The organism is Caldicellulosiruptoraceae bacterium PP1 (assembly GCA_041320695.1).
Lineage (GTDB): Bacteria > Bacillota > Thermoanaerobacteria > Caldicellulosiruptorales > Caldicellulosiruptoraceae > JBGGOQ01.
This window is the reverse complement of sequence record JBGGOQ010000001.1, coordinates 501,244-519,853: the sequence shown is the minus strand read 5'-3', so window position 1 is coordinate 519,853 and position 18,610 is coordinate 501,244. Positions and strand designations below refer to the sequence as shown.

General features: G+C 28.2%; 20 protein-coding genes. 18 read left to right on the top strand and 2 right to left on the bottom strand.

The annotated features are described in order from the left end of the window. The first annotated feature begins 35 nt into the window (after positions 1-35). From mtrB to ACAG39_02625, 13 genes are all read left to right on the top strand, one after another. The gene (gene mtrB, locus ACAG39_02685) at positions 36-281 is read left to right on the top strand and encodes a trp RNA-binding attenuation protein MtrB (GenBank protein MEZ0536140.1); all 246 of its coding nucleotides are present in this window, start codon (positions 36-38) and stop codon (positions 279-281) included. A 14-nt stretch (positions 282-295) separates the two neighbouring features. After that, positions 296-487 carry a putative signal transducing protein gene (locus tag ACAG39_02680; GenBank protein MEZ0536139.1) on the top strand — a complete coding sequence of 64 codons (192 nt, stop codon included), beginning with the start codon at positions 296-298 and terminating at the stop codon, positions 485-487. Between the two features lie 39 nt (positions 488-526). After that, positions 527-1,486, top strand: coding sequence for a 6-phosphofructokinase (pfkA, locus tag ACAG39_02675; protein MEZ0536138.1), 960 nt, complete (start codon positions 527-529; stop codon positions 1,484-1,486). An 11-nt stretch (positions 1,487-1,497) separates the two neighbouring features. Continuing rightward, positions 1,498-3,249 (top strand): pyruvate kinase, encoded by a 1,752-nt coding sequence (gene pyk, locus ACAG39_02670; GenBank protein MEZ0536137.1) that lies wholly within the window; start codon positions 1,498-1,500, stop codon positions 3,247-3,249. Between the two features lie 174 nt (positions 3,250-3,423). Continuing rightward, complete coding sequence (gene rpsU, locus ACAG39_02665; protein ID MEZ0536136.1) at positions 3,424-3,600, top strand: 30S ribosomal protein S21; 177 nt, start codon at positions 3,424-3,426, stop codon at positions 3,598-3,600. An 18-nt stretch (positions 3,601-3,618) separates the two neighbouring features. Continuing rightward, the gene (locus tag ACAG39_02660) at positions 3,619-4,065 is read left to right on the top strand and encodes a GatB/YqeY domain-containing protein (protein MEZ0536135.1); all 447 of its coding nucleotides are present in this window, start codon (positions 3,619-3,621) and stop codon (positions 4,063-4,065) included. 111 nt (positions 4,066-4,176) lie between these two features. Then, positions 4,177-4,455, top strand: a complete 279-nt coding sequence (locus tag ACAG39_02655; GenBank protein ID MEZ0536134.1) for a YabP/YqfC family sporulation protein — start codon at positions 4,177-4,179, stop codon at positions 4,453-4,455. Between the two features lie 13 nt (positions 4,456-4,468). Then, the gene (locus ACAG39_02650) at positions 4,469-5,629 is read left to right on the top strand and encodes a sporulation protein YqfD (protein ID MEZ0536133.1); all 1,161 of its coding nucleotides are present in this window, start codon (positions 4,469-4,471) and stop codon (positions 5,627-5,629) included. A 24-nt stretch (positions 5,630-5,653) separates the two neighbouring features. After that, the gene (locus ACAG39_02645; GenBank protein MEZ0536132.1) at positions 5,654-6,628 is read left to right on the top strand and encodes a PhoH family protein; all 975 of its coding nucleotides are present in this window, start codon (positions 5,654-5,656) and stop codon (positions 6,626-6,628) included. Positions 6,629-6,645: 17 nt separating this feature from the next. Further along, entirely contained in the window at positions 6,646-7,125 is a 480-nt protein-coding gene (ybeY, locus tag ACAG39_02640; GenBank protein MEZ0536131.1) for an rRNA maturation RNase YbeY, read from the top strand. Next, positions 7,122-7,817, top strand: coding sequence for a diacylglycerol kinase (locus ACAG39_02635; protein MEZ0536130.1), 696 nt, complete (start codon positions 7,122-7,124; stop codon positions 7,815-7,817). The genes ybeY and ACAG39_02635 overlap by 4 nt, the downstream gene beginning before the upstream one ends. Positions 7,818-7,826: 9 nt before the next feature. Further along, entirely contained in the window at positions 7,827-8,864 is a 1,038-nt protein-coding gene (locus tag ACAG39_02630) for a DUF3048 domain-containing protein (GenBank protein MEZ0536129.1), read from the top strand. A gap of 15 nt (positions 8,865-8,879) precedes the next feature. Beyond that, positions 8,880-10,499 (top strand): MBL fold metallo-hydrolase RNA specificity domain-containing protein, encoded by a 1,620-nt coding sequence (locus tag ACAG39_02625; protein ID MEZ0536128.1) that lies wholly within the window; start codon positions 8,880-8,882, stop codon positions 10,497-10,499. On the opposite strand, the gene ACAG39_02620 is transcribed toward ACAG39_02625, so the two are convergent. Next, positions 10,494-11,009 carry a hypothetical protein gene (locus tag ACAG39_02620; GenBank protein ID MEZ0536127.1) on the bottom strand — a complete coding sequence of 172 codons (516 nt, stop codon included), beginning with the start codon at positions 11,007-11,009 and terminating at the stop codon, positions 10,494-10,496. The two genes, ACAG39_02625 and ACAG39_02620, sit on opposite strands and share 6 nt — an antisense overlap. An 83-nt stretch (positions 11,010-11,092) precedes the next feature. On the opposite strand from ACAG39_02620, the gene aroC reads away from it, so the two are divergent. Further along, complete coding sequence (aroC, locus tag ACAG39_02615) at positions 11,093-12,226, top strand: chorismate synthase (GenBank protein MEZ0536126.1); 1,134 nt, start codon at positions 11,093-11,095, stop codon at positions 12,224-12,226. 45 nt (positions 12,227-12,271) lie between these two features. Continuing rightward, positions 12,272-13,390, top strand: coding sequence for a D-alanyl-D-alanine carboxypeptidase family protein (locus tag ACAG39_02610; protein ID MEZ0536125.1), 1,119 nt, complete (start codon positions 12,272-12,274; stop codon positions 13,388-13,390). 71 nt (positions 13,391-13,461) lie between these two features. Here the strand turns inward: ACAG39_02610 and ACAG39_02605 are convergent, their stop codons facing one another. Further along, complete coding sequence (locus ACAG39_02605; protein ID MEZ0536124.1) at positions 13,462-13,692, bottom strand: HPr family phosphocarrier protein; 231 nt, start codon at positions 13,690-13,692, stop codon at positions 13,462-13,464. A gap of 176 nt (positions 13,693-13,868) precedes the next feature. Here ACAG39_02605 and mtaB point away from each other — a divergent pair, with 176 nt between their 5' ends. From mtaB to pheT, 3 genes are read left to right on the top strand one after another with little or no spacing between them, the layout of a single operon-like run. Continuing rightward, positions 13,869-15,191, top strand: coding sequence for a tRNA (N(6)-L-threonylcarbamoyladenosine(37)-C(2))-methylthiotransferase MtaB (gene mtaB / locus ACAG39_02600; protein MEZ0536123.1), 1,323 nt, complete (start codon positions 13,869-13,871; stop codon positions 15,189-15,191). A 12-nt stretch (positions 15,192-15,203) separates the two neighbouring features. Then, complete coding sequence (gene pheS, locus ACAG39_02595) at positions 15,204-16,226, top strand: phenylalanine--tRNA ligase subunit alpha (protein MEZ0536122.1); 1,023 nt, start codon at positions 15,204-15,206, stop codon at positions 16,224-16,226. A gap of 11 nt (positions 16,227-16,237) precedes the next feature. Further along, positions 16,238-18,610, top strand: a complete 2,373-nt coding sequence (gene pheT / locus ACAG39_02590; GenBank protein ID MEZ0536121.1) for a phenylalanine--tRNA ligase subunit beta — start codon at positions 16,238-16,240, stop codon at positions 18,608-18,610.

The following is an 18,610-nucleotide window of genomic DNA, read 5'->3' as shown; positions in this document are numbered from 1 at the left end:
TTTGTTATAATATTTGAGAAGAGGTGGTAAGGATAATGGACGAAAACACTAATAATTTCAAAAATGGTGATTATATTATTGTAAAAGCACTTGAAAATGGCGTTAATGTTATAGGCCTAACACGGGGGAAAGATACTCGTCTTCATCATACTGAAAAACTTGATAAAGGAGAAGTATTACTTGCACAGTTTACAGAGAATACTTCTGCAATAAAAGTAAGGGGTTATGCTGAGATATATACAAAACATGGTACTATTATCTCAGATGCTCAAAATAAATAATAGAAGGTGTTTTTATGTGGGAGGTAGTCTATATTACTTCAAACAGTGAAATTGCAAGTAAAATAAAAGAAGAACTAGAAAAAGAAGGTATCCTTACACAAATTAAAAGCTCAACGAAAGACGCTGTTGAAGGATACTTTGAAATAATTGTTCCGGAAACTGAAGTCAATGAGGCTCACAATATTATTATTGAAAAAGGATTTTAATAATTAAATTGATAGAAAGGGGTATTTGTTTTGACAGAAATTAAAACAATTGGTGTTTTAACAAGTGGTGGGGATGCACCTGGTATGAATGCAGCTATTAGAGCTGTTGTTAGAACTGGTATTTATTATGGTTATAGGGTTATGGGTATTAGAAGAGGTTATAATGGTCTTATTGAAGGTGATATTTTTGAAATGAATCTACGTTCAGTTTCAGATATTATACAACGTGGTGGAACTATTCTATTAACAGCAAGATCACCTGAATTTATGACTGAAAATGGGCAAAAGAAAGCTGCTTCAATGTGCAGAATATTTAAAATTGATGCTTTAGTTGTAATTGGTGGTGATGGTTCATTTAGGGGTGCACGTGATTTAAGTAAATTTGATATTCCAGTTGTTGGAATACCAGGTACAATAGATAACGATATTGCATGCACAGATTATACAATTGGATTTGATACAACATTAAATACTGTTCAAGATGCAATTAATAAAATTAGGGATACTGCGACTTCACATGAAAGAGTAAGTATTTTAGAGGTAATGGGTAGACATGCGGGACATATTGCCTTACTTAGTGGAATAGCAGGTGGAGCAGAATCAATAATTATACCAGAAAAAGGAATTGATAAAGAGGAAATAATTAGAAGAATTATTGAAGGTAAAAACAAAGGAAAGCTTCACAATTTGATAATATTAGCCGAAGGTATTGGTGGAGCAACTGAACTTGCAAAGGAAATTGAAGAAGCTACTGGTATTGAAACAAGAGCAACAATTCTTGGATATATACAAAGAGGTGGATCACCAACTGCTCAAGATAGAGTTATGGCAAGTTTAATGGGGGCGAAAGCAGTCGAGGTAATTAATGAAGGTAAGAAAAATAGAATTATAGCATATAAAGATGGTAAAGTTGTTGATTATGACATTGATGAAGCACTATCCATGAAGAAATCAATTGATGAATATATGTATCAGTTATCTAATATATTATCTCTATAATGGAGGGAAAAATGAGAAGAACAAAAATAATATGTACATTAGGGCCTGCCTCCGATTCTGAAGAGATGATACGAAAATTGATTCTTGATGGATTAAATGTTGCAAGAATCAATTTTTCACATGGTACCCACGAAGAGCATAAAAAAAAGATTGATATCATAAAAAAAGTAAGAGAAGATTTAGATCTACCTATTGCTATTTTATTAGATACTAAAGGTCCAGAAATTAGAATAGGTTTTTTTAAAGATGGCAAAGTTGAACTAAAAAATGGACAGCGTTTTGTTTTATCGACACAGGATATTTTAGGGGACGATTCAAGGGTAAGCATTACTTATAAAGAATTAATATATGATGTTGAGCCAGGTCAAAAAATTCTTATAGATGACGGATTAATAGAGTTAGTTGTTATTGATAAAACAGACGCTGATATTGTCTGTGAAGTAAAAAATGGAGGGATAATATCTAACCAAAAAGGAGTAAATGTTCCAGGTATATCAATAAAATTACCTGCACTAACACAAAAGGACAAAGAAGATATTCTTTTTGGAATAGAAAATGATATTGATTTTGTAGCTGCATCATTTATTAGAAAAGCAAGCGATGTTATAGAAATAAGAAAATTTTTAGATGAACATAATGGTAAAGATATTATGCTCATTGCAAAAATTGAGACACAAGAAGGCGTAAATAATGCTGATGAAATAATACGAGTAGCAGATGGTATTATGGTAGCAAGAGGAGATTTGGGTGTTGAGCTACCTTTTGAAGAGGTCCCTCTTGTTCAGAAAATGTTAATTGAAAAGTGTTATAAAGCAGGAAAACCAGTTATTACTGCTACACAAATGTTAGATTCTATGATTAGAAATCCGAGACCTACACGTGCAGAAGCAAGCGATGTTGCAAATGCCATTTATGATGGTACATCTGCTATAATGCTATCAGGTGAGACTGCTATGGGTAAATACCCACTTGAAAGTTTAAGGGCAATGGCAAAAATTGCCACCAGAGTGGAAGAAGAAATTAATTACAAAAAAAGATATTTTTCACAACAATTTGAAATGCCAGTCAATGTTACTAACGCAATTTCACATGCAACATGTACGACTGCACATGATCTTGGAGCAAAGGCAATTATAACAGTAACAAAATCTGGAAATACAGCAAGAATGGTATCTAAATTTAGACCTGCTTGTCCGATAATCGCAACAACACCTTCTGATAAAGTTCGAAGGCAACTTGCACTATCTTGGGGAGTTTATCCATTTTTATCTGAATATAAATCAGCAACTGATGATATTTTTGAACATTCGGTAAATATTGCTGTTAAGTCTGGTATGGTAAAAAACGGTGATTTAGTAGTTATAACAGCAGGTGTTCCAGTTGGAATTAGTGGAACAACAAATATTCTTAAGGTTCATGTAGTTGGGCATGTATTAGTTGAAGGACAGGGATTTGGCGAAAATGTTGCAACAGCTCCTATTTGTGTAGGTAAAAAAATAGAAGATATTGCATCTAATTTCTGCGATGGGGATATTATTGTTACATCAAAAATTGATAATGATTTTATCCCATATGTGAAGAAGGCATCTGGTATTATTGTTGAAGAAGGCGGAAATAATTCCCATGCTGTAATTGTAGGATTAGCACTTGATATTCCTGTCATTACAGATGCAAAAAATGCAACAGATCTATTATCAAATGGTATTGTTGTTACAATTGATCCTAAAAGGGGTATCGTTTTTAGTGCTGAACACAAAGATTAATCTTAAAATTATTATAAATTAGTAAAAATCTTAAATTAGATTGACACTATAAAAAAAGGTGAGTTATAATATAATCTAAAGCGTAATAATATGTTCAAAGGATAGGTACTAAAGTGTTATCTTCCGTTGAGGCGTATTATTGGTTTAAGAGCCTGTTCGAGGGGAGGGAAAATGATGTCAGAAGTTAAAGTAGGAGAAAACGAGTCACTTGATAGTGCTCTTAGAAGGTTTAAAAAGAAATGTGCTGAAGCAGGTGTTTTAGCTGAAATTAGAAAAAGAGAACATTATGAAAGCCCAAGTGTTAGGAGAAAAAAGAAATCAGAAGCTGCTAGAAAGAGAAAACATAGATAGTTTTTAGGAGGGTTTAGTTTGAACCTGAAAGAAAAACTTATGGAAGATTTAAAAACCTCCATGAAAGATAAAGATACTATTCGAAAAAATGCAATTGGAATGGTTCGAGCTGCCATTCTTCAATACGAAAAGGACAATAAAGTTGAACTTGATGATAAAGGTGTAATAAATATTATTGCTAAAGAAATTAAAAAGAGAAAAGACGTCTTACCCGAATATATAAAGAGTCAACGACAGGATTTAATTGATGAATTAAACAAAGAAATAGAAATATTAGAGTCATATATGCCGGCAAAGCTTAGTGATGAAGAACTTAGAAATATCATCAATAAAGTAATTACTGATACTGGTGCACAAAGCATTAGAGATATCGGCAAAGTAATGCCAATTGTTATGAACCAAGTATCAGGTAGAGCTGATGGATCTAAGATTAATCAAATGGTTAGAGAAATTTTAAATAGCTAATTAAATGCAAAAATAAAGTCATCTGGTAATTCCAGATGACTTTATTTTTTTGTTATAAAGATAATAATCAAAAAATAAAATTAATTATGAAAAATATTAAGTGAGAGTTAGATGAAAAAAGAAAAAAGGAATAAAATTGAAAAAGTAATAGATAAAACAGGTTTACCAAAAGAAATAATTGAAAATAAGACTAAATTGATATTAATAGGAGATGATGAATTAACTATTGAAAATCATAAGGGTGTGATGAAATTCGAAGAAGATTCTATAGAAATAAATGCAAAGCCTAAGCCAATTAAAATAGTTGGGCATTCCTTTTCAATAGAGAAAATTGATGATGAAGTAATATTTATTAAAGGAAAAGTTAAATCCATCGATTATTCATATTGAAGGTGATATTGATATGAATGATAAAATGAGTTTTGGTAAAGTAAAAATATCTGCATCAGGCAGCGAAATAAATAGGTTACTAAATATATTAATATATAATAAAGTAAATGTAAAAATTATATCAAAAAGCCAAAATGAAATAATTTTTATTACTGATATAAAAAATGTAAAGATAATAATAAAATATTCCAAAAAATATAAAATAAAAATAAGAATAATAGAAAAAAAAGGAATATATTTTATTCTAAAGAAATTATCAATATTTAATTTATTGGCACTTTTATTTGTCGCAATTGTTTTTTACATACTGAATAGCTTCATTTTTGATGTTAAAATAATAGCTCCTTCAGAGAATATAGAAAAACAAGTTGAAACTCAATTAAATAGTTTAGGCATAAAGCCATTTATATTTAAGAAAAGTATAGATATTAATGATTTAAAAAATAGAATTCTATTAAATAATCAAAATATATTTTGGATAAATACAAAGATTTATGGGTCTATTTTGATTATTGAAATAGTTGAAAGAAATAACCAAAATATTACTAATAAAAAAGGAACAAAGATAATTGCTTCACGTGATGGTATAATTACTAAAATAATATTAAGATCAGGCACAGCAGTTGTCAAAGAAGGGGATACTGTAATTAAAGGCCAACTGTTAGTTCATAATCAAGAAGTTTTAAGAGATAATACTACTTATGAGTTACCAAAAGTTGATGCTGATATATATGCAAACACCTGGTATGAATATAAAAAACAATATATTCATAATGAATTTAAAAAAGAACCTACAAAATACTCATATATACCAGTAATACAAGTTAATAAAAAGATGTTTTCTACATTTTTTTTGCTACCTAAACATAAAAAATATGATAAAATAATTGTTAAAGAAAAAAAAATAAAAATTTTCAACATGTTGATAGGCTTGTATATAGTTAAGATTCAAAATTTTAAATATATAAAAAACAATTTAAATACTGATAATGTTATTAAATTATTAGAAGACTCTTGTAATAAAGAATTTTATAAGGATACTATAAATCGAAATATAATTGAAATAACCAAAATAATAAAAAATGGAAAGATATATAAAAAAGCAGGTAAAATATATATGATAGAATTAATCCAAAGATATCAATGTGTTGAAAATATATCATTATATCAATAATTTTATGCCTAAGGAGGAAAAAATTTGGATCAAAAGATTTCATCAACTATTAATATAGATAACACTAATGATATTAACAACATATTTGGTAAGTATGACGAAAACGTTAAAATACTTGAGGAACTTTTAAACATTAATATAGTTGTAAGAAATGATACAATTAAGCTTGTATCTGATAGTAATTATATGCTTAAGAAAGCTGAAAAAGTGTTTAATTCACTAAAAGAAATGAGTTCAAAGAATATTACTATTGATCAACAAACAATTAGATATTTAGTTCAAACAATTGAAGATGGTGAATTTGCGAATTTATCTGATGATATTATTTTCATTACACATAGAGGTAAACAAATTAAACCAAAAACATTGGGGCAAAAGAAGTATTTAGAGGCAATTAAAAATAACACAATTGTTTTTGGAATAGGACCAGCAGGTACTGGAAAGACTTATTTAGCAATATCAATGGCTGTTCAACTTTTGAAAAGGAAGGAAATAAATAAAATCATTCTTACAAGACCTGCTGTTGAAGCAGGTGAAAAACTTGGTTTTCTTCCAGGAGATTTACAAACCAAAGTTGATCCGTATTTAAGACCAATTTATGATGCTTTACATGATCTAATTGGTACTGAAAGTTATCAAAGATATATGGAAAGAGGTATAATAGAGGTTGCACCATTAGCATATATGAGAGGTAGAACTTTAGACGATGCTTTTATTATTCTTGATGAAGCTCAAAACACTACAGGTGAACAAATGAAAATGTTTTTGACAAGACTTGGTTTTAATTCAAGGATGGTCGTTACTGGCGATATTACACAAATTGATTTACCAAATGGTGCTGAATCAGGTTTGATTCAAGTTACTAAAATTCTGAAAGATATTAAAGGAATAGAATTTGTATTTTTAACTTATCAAGATGTTGTAAGACATCAACTTGTTCAAAAAATAATTAATGCTTATGTGAAATATGAAGAAAATAAGAAAAATGATAACAGATAGTTATGGGAGGAATGATATTGAATATTGAAATTCAAAATAAGCAAAGTAAAATCCTGTTTCATGATAGTTATAAGGATATTATTGAAAAATGTGTCTATGGATCTTTAGAACAACTAAAATTAGATGAACAAAATTTTGAAATAAATGTATTTATTGTTGATAATGAATATATAAAATCTTTAAATAATCAATACAGAAACATTGATAAGGATACAGATGTTTTATCGTTTCCAATTTTTGAATTTGTTGAAGGTAAGCTTAATGAAGAAATTTTTATTGTTGAGGATAATATTCCTTTAGGGGACATTGTAATTTCTTTAGAAAAAGCTATAGAACAAGCTAATGAATATAATCACCCTATTGAGAGGGAACTGGCTTTTTTGACTGTTCATTCTATGTTGCATCTTCTCGGATACGATCATGAGGAAGAACAACAAAAGTATACTATGAGAAAAACAGAAGAAGAAATATTGACTAAATTGGGGTATGTCAGATGAAAAAAAGAACTCTCATCGAAAGCTTTGACAATGCTATTAATGGAATAATACTCGGATTTAAAACACAGAGAAACATGAAAATTCATTTTGTTTTAGCTATTTTAGTATTAATATTATCAATTGCATATAAGTTAAATAAAATTGAATCATTATTTATTCTTATTTGTATAGCATTAGTAATCTCATCAGAATTGTTTAATACTGCAATTGAAGCAACAGTTGACTTACTTGAAGATAAATTTGATAAAAATGCTAAGATTGCAAAAGATGTAGCTGCAGGTGCTGTTTTAATAAATGCAATTTTAGCTTTTAGTTTAGGATATTTATTATTTTATGATAGATTAAAAGTTCAAATAAATTTTACATTAAAACATATAAGAGGCATATCTGTACATGCAATTTTTATTTCTTTATTGTTAGTTGCAATAATAATAATAGTTGTAAAAGCAATGAATAAAAGGACAAGCTTTTTAAGAGGTGGAATGCCAAGTGGACATACAGCACTTGCATTTTCTGCTGCAACAGCAATAACTTTTATAACAAACAATGCCATTGTTATGACTCTCAGCTTATTTATTGCAATTCTTGTACTTGAAAGCAGGATAGAAGCTAAGATTCATTCGGTATTTGAAACTCTTGTTGGGGCAGCAATTGGTATACTTGTAACTTTATTAATATTAAAACTTATTTAGGAGGATAAAATGAAAAAAAGAGCAACAATCATTTTTATTTTAATATTTATTTTAATTCTCAGTGGTTGCTCAAGTAAAACAGTTTCTACAAAAGAAACAAATAACGATAATATGGCAAAATCAAATGTAGTTTCAAACACTTATCAAAAACAGCCTGAAATAGTTCAAAATATTTGTTATTTTACTGGTAATGAATACAATAATGATCATTATATTTTTGCTGTTATGATAAATAATGAACTAGGAGCAATCCCACAATCATCACTAAATGAAGCTGAAATGCTTTATGAAGCACTAATTGAGGGTGGTGCAACTAGAATAATGGCTATATATCATCATACTTATCCTAAAAAAATAGGACCAATAAGAAGTGCTAGGCCTTACTTTATGCAGATAGCAAAGTCGTTAAATGCATATTATGTTCATTGTGGTGGTAGCCCACAAAGCTATAGATTAATTAGGAATAAATATATAAAAGATATTGATGCAATTTACATAGGAAATAATATATTTTTCAGGACTACTGACAGGAAAGCACCACATAATCTTTATTCATCACAAGAAAAATTAATCTCATATGCAAAGAAAAAAGGTTTTGATAAAAATCAAGCAAAAGATTTATATAAATTTACTGATAGTTTTTCTAATGTTTCAAATGGAGATAACTCAGAAATTATAATTAGGTTTTCAGGATGGTATAATATAAAATATAAATATGATTCTTCAAATTTAAAATATTTGAGATATATAAAACAGAAACCTCATATTGATAAAGAGACTAATGAACAAATTTATGCTAAAAATATTGTAATTTTAAAAGCCCATTATAATACAATACGTAATGATGATAAAGGTCGTCAAGAAGTTGATTTTTCAAATGGTAGTGGTTATTTGATACAAGAAGGCAAGACTGTCAATATAAATTATACTTTTGATTTGAATAATTCATTTAAATTAACCGACTCAAATGGGAAAGAAATTAATCTCTTGAAAGGCAATACATGGTTTGAATTAGTTCCTCAATATGGAGATATTCAAATTAAATAAAAGTGAGGTAATGACATGAAGATAACATTTCTTGGTGCAAGCCAAACTGTAACAGGTTCGTGTTATCTATTAGAGACTAAAGCAACAAAATTTTTAGTTGATTGTGGATTATTTCAAGGAGGGAATATTGAAGAAAGCTTAAATTATGAACCATTTGCTTTTAATCCAAATGACATTGATTTCATGATACTTAGTCATGCTCATATTGATCATAGTGGCAGAATTCCCAAATTATACAAAGATGGATTTAAAGGAAAGATCTATTGTACAAATGCTACTTTAGATCTATGTAGAGTTATGTTACCTGATAGTGGGCATATACAGGAATCAGAAATTGAATGGATAAATAGAAAGAGAAAAAGAATGGGAAAAGAACCAATTGAACCATTATATACAATGGAAGATGCATTAAAAAGTTTAGATTTATTTTTTGGCCTTAAATATGATGAGTTCTTTAGGGTAAATGATGAAATTGCATTTACTCTACGTGATGCTGGGCATATGTTAGGATCTTCAATTATTGAACTTTATATTACAGAAGAGAATAAAACATATAAAGTGGTTTTTTCGGGTGATTTGGGGAATAAAAATATACCAATACTAAAAGATCCAACTATAATTGATGAAGCTGATTACCTAATAATTGAATCAACATATGGAAATAGACTTCACGATAATAGCATTGATAAAACAGAAAAGTTTTTAAATATTATAAACAATACAATAAAGAAAAATGGAAAAGTTATTATCCCTTCTTTCGCAGTTGGTAGAACTCAAGAAATACTTTACGAAATATATAAAAATTATGAGAATAATAATGAAAAAATTTCTTTCTTAGAAGATATTGAAGTTTACGTTGACAGTCCATTAGCAACCTCAGCATCTGATGTATATAAAAAACATATTGAATGTTTTGACAGTGAAGCAACAGAATTTATAAAAAGAGGTAGTTATCCTCTTGAATTTAAAAATTTAAAATTTACAAAATCTGTTGAAGAATCAAAATGGCTTAATGAATATGATAAGCCATGCATTATTATTTCTTCAAGTGGTATGTGTGAAGCTGGACGTATTAAACACCATTTAAAACACAATTTATGGAAAGAGAATACAACAGTACTTTTTGTAGGATACCAAGCTCCAAACACATTAGGTAGAAGAATATTAGATGGAGAGAAAAAGGTAAAAATTCTTGGTGAAGAAATTGAAATAAAAGCTAACATTGAGTATATAGAAGCTTATTCTGGACATGCTGATCAAAATGGATTATATGATTGGGTTTCACATATAAATAAACTCCAAAAAGTATTTATTGTTCATGGTGAAATAGAATCTCAAAAAGCTTTTTCTGATTTGTTAGTAGAAAAATTAAATCTTGATGTTACAATTCCACAGAGGGGAGATATATTTGAAATTACACCTTCTTATCTAAAATCGGCATATAAGTTATTCTCTGATAGAAGCCAATTTATTAATCTTACTATATTATCAGAAATTGAAGAGATAAATAATTATCTACAAAATCTTAGACACTCACTAAGAAATACTGTACACCAGACAGATAAACTTATTGAAATTGGTGACTCTCTTGATGAAATTAGATATATGCTTAATATGATAAATGGGAACCTATAAGATAGGTACATTTTTTAATATGAAAACTGAATTATTAAAATAAAAATATATATTTATTTTATCAATATCCTTTGGCAAAGGGAGAAATTTAGCAAAAAATTTTACCTTCCACTTCAAGGGATTATCTGGTGGAAAATCTTCAATCAAAAAATATGGTATTGGATAGTATTTCCTACCTTTGTTATCTTCTAAATAAACTTTTTCATATTGCAATTTATTTATTTTATTATGATTAATGTCCTCAATTATCAATGTTATACCAAAATAGCTTTCATTTCCTGTAATAAAAGAGTAAACAATAAAATATTTTTCGTTTGTTATTTTTTCCAAGCTTACCTTAATATTTTTCTTTGTTTCAGTAAATTCTGATTCACCATACTTAAAAACACCAATGGCTGGTTCATGAAATGGAAGATAGTTTACTCTTTTTATTGAACTAATAATAATTATTGATAAAATTATATAAATTATTGAAACTGTAATTATTATTTTTGCTATTTTATTTTTCATTTTAATTTTAATAGTTTTATTTTATTTCAATATTATTATATTCAGTAAGTTAATAAAAAATATATTTCAAGGAGTGAATTTTGTTGAGATTTTTAGATGCAGGAGAAACACATGGTTATGGCCTTGTTGGAATTTTAGAAGGATTTCCAGCAAATGTTCGGATAAATATTGATAATATAAATAAATTACTTAAGTTAAGACAAAAGGGATATGGCCGTGGTGGGAGAATGAAAATTGAAAGTGATCAAGTAAAGTTTTTATCTGGTGTTAGGAATGGTAAAACATTGGGGTCTCCAATTTCAATATTTATAGAAAATAAGGATTACAAAAATTGGGAAGAATATATGTCTCCAGATAGATGTGATATTGAAACAAAAAAAGTAACAATTCCTCGGCCAGGGCATGCTGACTTGCCTGGAATTATAAAATATGATACTAATGATGCAAGAAATATTCTTGAAAGGGCAAGTGCCAGAGAAACAGCAATGAGAGTTGCAATAGGTGCTCTTTGCGAAGAATTACTTAAATATTTTAATATAAAATTATACAATCATGTGGTTGAAATAGGAAATATAAAATCAAATTATAATATTGATGATGTGATAAATAATTACACTAAAATAGAAAATTCAGAACTTTTTTGTGCTGATCCAATTAGTGAGTTAAAAATGAAAGAAACTATTGATATAGCAAAAGAAAATGGGGATAGTTTAGGAGGTATTGCTGAGGTTATTTGTGAAAATGTTCCGATTGGACTTGGAAGCCATACACACTGGGACAGAAGATTAGATGCACAAATTGCTTATTCTGTTATGGGAATCCAGTCTGTCAAGGGAGTTGAAATTGGGTTAGGATTTGAATATTCAAAAAGAACTGGTAGTAAATGCCATGATGAGATTTTTTTTGATAACCAAAAAGGTTTTTATAGAAAAACAAATAATGCTGGTGGAATAGAAGGTGGAATATCTAATGGAGAAAAGATAGTTGTAAGAGCAGTTTTTAAACCTATACCAACTCTTTATAAACCTTTGAAAAGTGTTGATATTGTTACAAAACAAGAGGTCTTGTCTTCTATTGAAAGATCTGATATTTGTGCTGTTCCAGCAGGTAGCGTTGTGATGAGATCTGCAATTGCTTTTGTATTAGCCAATGCATTAACTGAAAGACTGTCATCAGATACAATTGAAGATATGTTAGAAAGTATTAAAATTATATGAAAAAGAATAACACCTCCAATTAATGCTCAACTTAAATATAAGGAGGTGTTTTTCTTGAAAAAAGTTTTAGCAATAATGCTGATATTATTTTTATTAATAAACAATAAAACGTATGGAACAACAAAAAGTTTCCTAAATATTAGTGCAAAATCTGCAATTGCAATAGAACAAGATACAAAAAGGATATTGTACAGTAAAAATGCAAATGAAAAGCTTGCTATGGCAAGTACAACTAAAATTATGACAGCAATCTTAACTATTGAGGAAATTGATATTAATAAAGAAATTGAAATTCCTAAAGAGGCAATTGGTGTTCCTGGTTCATCAATGTACCTTGAAAAAGGTGAAAAACTAAAGATAATTGAGCTTCTTTATGGCTTAATGCTAACTTCAGGGAATGATGCTGCTGTTGCATTAGCTATTGCTGTAGCTGGATCAACTGAGAATTTTGTTAATATGATGAATCAAAAAGCAAATGATTTAGGTATGTTAAACACTAAATTTTCATCTCCTCATGGTTTAGAATTAGGACCTCATTATACAACTGCGTATGATTTAGCAATACTTACTGCATATGCAATGAATAATTCTGTTTTTAGAAAAATTGTATCAACTAAAGAAATTGAAGTTAGATGGTTAACACGGGAATATAACAGAAAATTAAGAAATAAAAATAAAATGTTGAACATATATCAAGGAGCAGATGGTGTAAAGACTGGTTTTACAAGGAAAGCAGGAAGATGTTTAGTAAGTTCAGCATATAGAAACCATTTTCGTGTAATAACTGTAGTATTAAATGCTCCTGATATGTGGAATGACTCTAAAAAAATACTTGATTATGCCTTTACAAAATATAGTAAGTATAATCTATATAATAAAATGGAAGAAATCGGTTTAATCTTTATACGTGATTCTGAAGAAAAATGGTATCCTTTTGGTATTTTACAGCCATTTTCAGTTATTAAATTACCAGAAGAAATTTTGAATACAAAGATTTTAGTTAACAAAGTTAAAGCACCCTTATGTAAAGGAGCAAAAGTAGGAACTATTGAGATTATATATGGGGATAAAAAAGATGCAAGAGATTTAATATTATTAAAAGATTGCAAAAAGGAAAGTATACCAAATAAATTTAGAAGAAGATTTAGGATTATATTACCATAAAAATTATTAAATAAAAAATCCCTATATCTTAATTTATATAGGGATTTTTATTTTTATTTTAATTCAGTTTATTATTTTTCAATATATGGTTCAAGCTCTTTTAATAAGTCATCGCATTCATCAGCATGAATTTCAACTTTTATTGGTTTGCTAAGATCAAGACTAAAGATACCCATTATTGATTTTGCATCAACAACATACCTACCTGATGTTAAATCAATTTCGTATGGAAATTTACTAACTGTATTAACAAAATTCTTTACAGCATCAATTGTGTTAAGTTTTACAGTTATAGTTTTCATTCTACATCCTCCTTTTTTAATTTAATTTTCAATTAATATCATATACTTAAATTATATTACAAGTCAATAAATAATTTGACTATCAATTATATATTACCCAATTAAAAGCAAAGAATAACATTTATTTTTATTCTTTATAAAAATATTTATAAAGTATATAATATAAATTATGGTTTATGGAGGTGAATAAATATTTGAATACAATTGCTTTTTATACGCTTGGTTGTAAAGTAAATCAATATGAGACAGAAGCTATCTCGGAATTGTTTGAAAATAATGGTTTTCGGGTTGTAGATTTTGAGGAAGCAGCAGACGTTTATGTAATAAATACTTGTACGGTTACTAATGTAAGTGATAGGAAATCAAGACAAATAATTAAAAAAGCAAGAAAATTATCGCCGGATGCTTGTATTGTTGTAGTTGGATGTTATGCACAAGTTTATCCTGAAGAATTGAAAAAGTTTAAAGATATAGATATTATAGTTGGGACTAAAAATAGGTCAAAAATAGTTGAACTTGTTATTGATTTTTTAAATAACAAAAATAAAATAGTGAAAGTTGATGAAGGATACAAAAGAGAACAATTTGAGGACTTAAAAATAAGTAAATTTAGTGAAAGAACAAGAGCTTTTGTAAAAATACAAGAAGGATGCGAACAATTTTGTTCATATTGTATAATTCCGTACGCAAGAGGATCTGTTGTTAGCAGAAAATTAGAAAGCATAGTTGATGAAATTAATAGGCTTGTATATAATGGTTTTAAAGAAATTGTTTTAACCGGTATTAATGTTTCGTCATATGGAAAAGATTTTGGGTATAATATTAAGTTAATTGATGTTATTGAAACAGTTAGTAGAATTGAAGGAGTAAAAAGATTAAGGTTGAGTTCTATAGAACCTTTTATTTTTACTGAACAATTCATTCAACGAATTACAGAATTAGAAAATGTTTGCCATCATTTTCATATATCACTTCAAAGTGGTAGTAATTCTGTTTTACAAAGAATGAATAGACATTATACTACAGAAGAGTATAAAACAATAGTTGATAAGCTGAGAAATAAATGGCCTGATGTGGCAATAACCACAGACATAATTGTTGGATTTCCAGGTGAAACAGAAAAGGAATTTTTAGAAACTTATAATTTTGTAAGAGATATTGGTTTTTCAAGAATTCATGTTTTTCGATTTTCTCCAAAAAAAGGTACAAAAGCTTTTGAAATGCCTGCTCAAATATCTTCAGAAATAAAAGAAAAAAGAAGCAATGCTTTAAAATTATTAGCTGATGATCTTTCTTTTAAATTTCATAATCAATTTTTAGATAAAGAACTTGATGTTTTATTTGAACAAGAAAGTAAGGATATAAAAGGATATATTGAAGGATATTCAAATAACTATATAAGAGTTTTGTGTAAAAATAATGGAATTGATTTAGGTGAAATAAAAAAAGTAAAAATAACTGAAGTAAAACCCCATTGGGTAATAGGAAGAATAATATAAATGGAGGCGTTTTTGATGAACCAATTAGAAACACTAAAGAATAATTATAAAAACGAGTTAACTGCAATAAAAAACTTAAAGGATCTAGAAGAATTTAAAGTAAAATATCTTGGCAAAAAAGGTGTATTAAAAGAACTATTAAAAGATTTAGGTAATATGGATCCATCAAAGCGTTCTGAATATGGTAAAGAGATTAATTTATTGAAACAAGAAATTGAAGAAAATATTAATATAGTTTTCATTAAACTTAAAGAAGAAGAAAAAAAATTAAAGATAATGAATGAAAAAATTGATGTTACAATTCCGGGGAAAAGAACTGAAATTGGGTCTATTCATATTTTAAGCTTTGTACAGAAAGAAATTTCAAAAATATTTTTAAATATGGGGTACACTATTGCAGAAGGGCCTGAGGTTGAATTAGATTACTACAACTTTGAAGCTCTTAATATACCAAAAAATCATCCAGCACGAGATACTCAAGACACATTTTACATTAATGATGAAGTTTTGTTAAGAACGCATACATCACCTGTTCAAATAAGGGTAATGAAGAGTCAAAAGCCACCAATAAAAATAATTTCACCTGGTAGAGTTTACAGAGCTGATGAAGTTGATGCAACACATTCTCCAATTTTCCATCAGGTAGAGGGTTTGCTTATAGATAAAGGTATTACAATGTCAGATTTGAAAGGTACTTTAGAAGTTTTTGCTAAAAGTTTTTTTGGTAATCAAACTAAAGTTAGATTTAGACCACATCACTTTCCATTTACTGAACCAAGTGCCGAAGTTGATATTTCTTGTATTTTTTGTGGAGGGAAGGGTTGTAGAACTTGCAAAGGTGAAGGATGGATTGAGATTTTAGGTGCAGGTATGGTTCATAGAAATGTTCTTTTAAATTGCGATATTGATCCAGAAATTTATTCTGGTTTTGCATTCGGAATGGGTGTTGAAAGGATTGCTCTTCTTAAATATAGTATTGAAGATATGAGATTATTTTATGAAAACGATATTAGATTTTTAAAACAGTTTAGATAGGAGTGGTACAAATGAAAACTTCATTAGAATGGTTAAAAGAATATGTTGATATAGAAGTGAATATTGAAGATCTTGTTTCAATGCTTACGATGACTGGAACAAAGGTTGAAGGATATGAAGTAAAATGTGGTGATTTGGAAAATATTATTGTTGGTAAAATTGAAAAAATAGTAAAACATCCTTCATCAGAAAAACTATTAGTATGCCAAGTTAATATTGGTAGTAAAGTTATACAGGTTGTGACAGCGGCTACGAATATTTTTGAAGGAGCTTATGTACCTGTTGCAATAGAAGGTTCAAAGATAAATGGTGGTTTAGTTATTTCTAAGGTGGATTTTAAAGGTGTTTTTTCAGAAGGAATGATGCTTTCTATTGATGAAATGGGTGTTACAAAAGATGAATTTGTTGATGCCCCTGATTATGGAATATATATAATAAACAAAAAATGTAATTGTGGGGACTCTGTTATTAATGTGCTTAATTTAAATGATATTATTCTTGACTTTGAAATTACATCAAATAGGTCTGATTGTTTATCCACTATTGGAATTGCACGAGAAATAGCTGCAATATATAATAAGGATCTAAGACTTCCTGATACTATTATTAATGATCAGAAGGATAGTATAAAGAATTTTTTAGATAGTGTGATTATTGAGGATCCTAATATATGTAAGAGATATATAGCTAAAGTAGTTAAGAATATAAAGATATGTGATTCTCCAGAATGGCTAAGAAAAAGACTTATTGCTGCAGGAGTTCGACCAATAAATAATATTGTTGATATTACAAACTACGTTATGCTTGAAATTGGCCAACCAATGCATGCCTTTGATTATAGGAAAATATCTGGAAAAAGAATAACTGTAAGAAAAGCAAAAAATGGTGAGCAAACCATTTCTTTAGATGGGAATCAAAGAGTATTATCAACTGATGATATTGTAATTGCTGATTCAGAAAAAATAATTGCAATTGCAGGTGTTATGGGTGGGGCTAATTCAGAAATATCTACTGATACTAATACAATTGTTATAGAATCTGCAACATTTAACAACACATTTGTAAGAAAAACTGCACAAAGATTAGCATTAAGAACCGAAGCTTCATCAAGATTTGAAAAAGGCTTAAGTACTTATTTAGCTAAATTAGCAATTGATAGAGCTTGCAATTTAATTCAACAATTAGGTTATGGCGAAATTGTAGAAGGAGAAATTGACAATTATTTAGTAAAGGAAGATCAAGTTTTAGTTGATGCTGATTTTGAGTTTATCAATAAATTTTTAGGTATTAATATTGATAAACAGTTAGTTATTGACATCTTAAATAAGCTTGAAATTAAATATGACCAAAATAGTAATACATTTATAATCCCTCCATTTAGAAATGATCTTTATACAATGGAAGATATTGCTGAAGAAGTTATTAGAATTTATGGGTACGATAAGCTTAACTCAACAATTCCATTTACAATTTCAGAAAATTTTGGGTTAACTAAAAAACAAGAAATGGTTGATAAAATAAAAAATTATTTAGCTGTTTCTGGATACTATGAAATTTTTAATTATTCATTCGAATCTCCAAAGGTATATAATATCTTAAAAGGATATGACTTAGCAATGGCAGTTAAAATAATAAATCCACTAGGCGAAGATTATTCAATAATGAGAATGCAACTAATAAACAGTATGTTAAAGACTTTGTATTTAAACTATTCAAGAAATATAAAAGATGTTAAGCTTTTTGAGATTTCCAATATATTCGAAAAATCAAAAGATGTTTTACCTAATGAAATATTAAAGCTATCTGTTGGAAGTATTGGAAATACGGATTTTTATGCGTTGAAAGGTATTGTTGAGAATATTTTTGATTTAGTAAATATAAATAAAAATATAAGATTTGTATCAAAACACAATAATCAGAATTATCATCCTACTAGATCAGCTGAAATTTTAATTGATGAATATAATTTAGGATATATCGGAGAGCTTCATCCAGATGTATTAGAAGGTTATGATATTTCTCAAAGAGTTTATTATTGTGAATTGAATTTAGATTTACTTTACGAAAATATTGAGCATGATAAAAAATATTCACAGTTACCTAAATATCCAAGCGTTCAAAGAGACTATGCTTTTATTGTTCCAGAAGATATAGAAAATAGTCTTATAGAATCTATATTCTATAAACATGCAAATGATATCATTGAAGATTTTTATCTCTTTGATATTTATAAAGGAGCACAGATCAAAGAAGGCTTTAAGAGTTATGCTTATAAAGTAACTTATAGATCTGCTAAAAAGACTTTAAATGACGCAGATATTTTTGAAATACAACAAAAAATATTAGATGATCTTTCAAATCATAATATTCATTTAAGGGAGTAG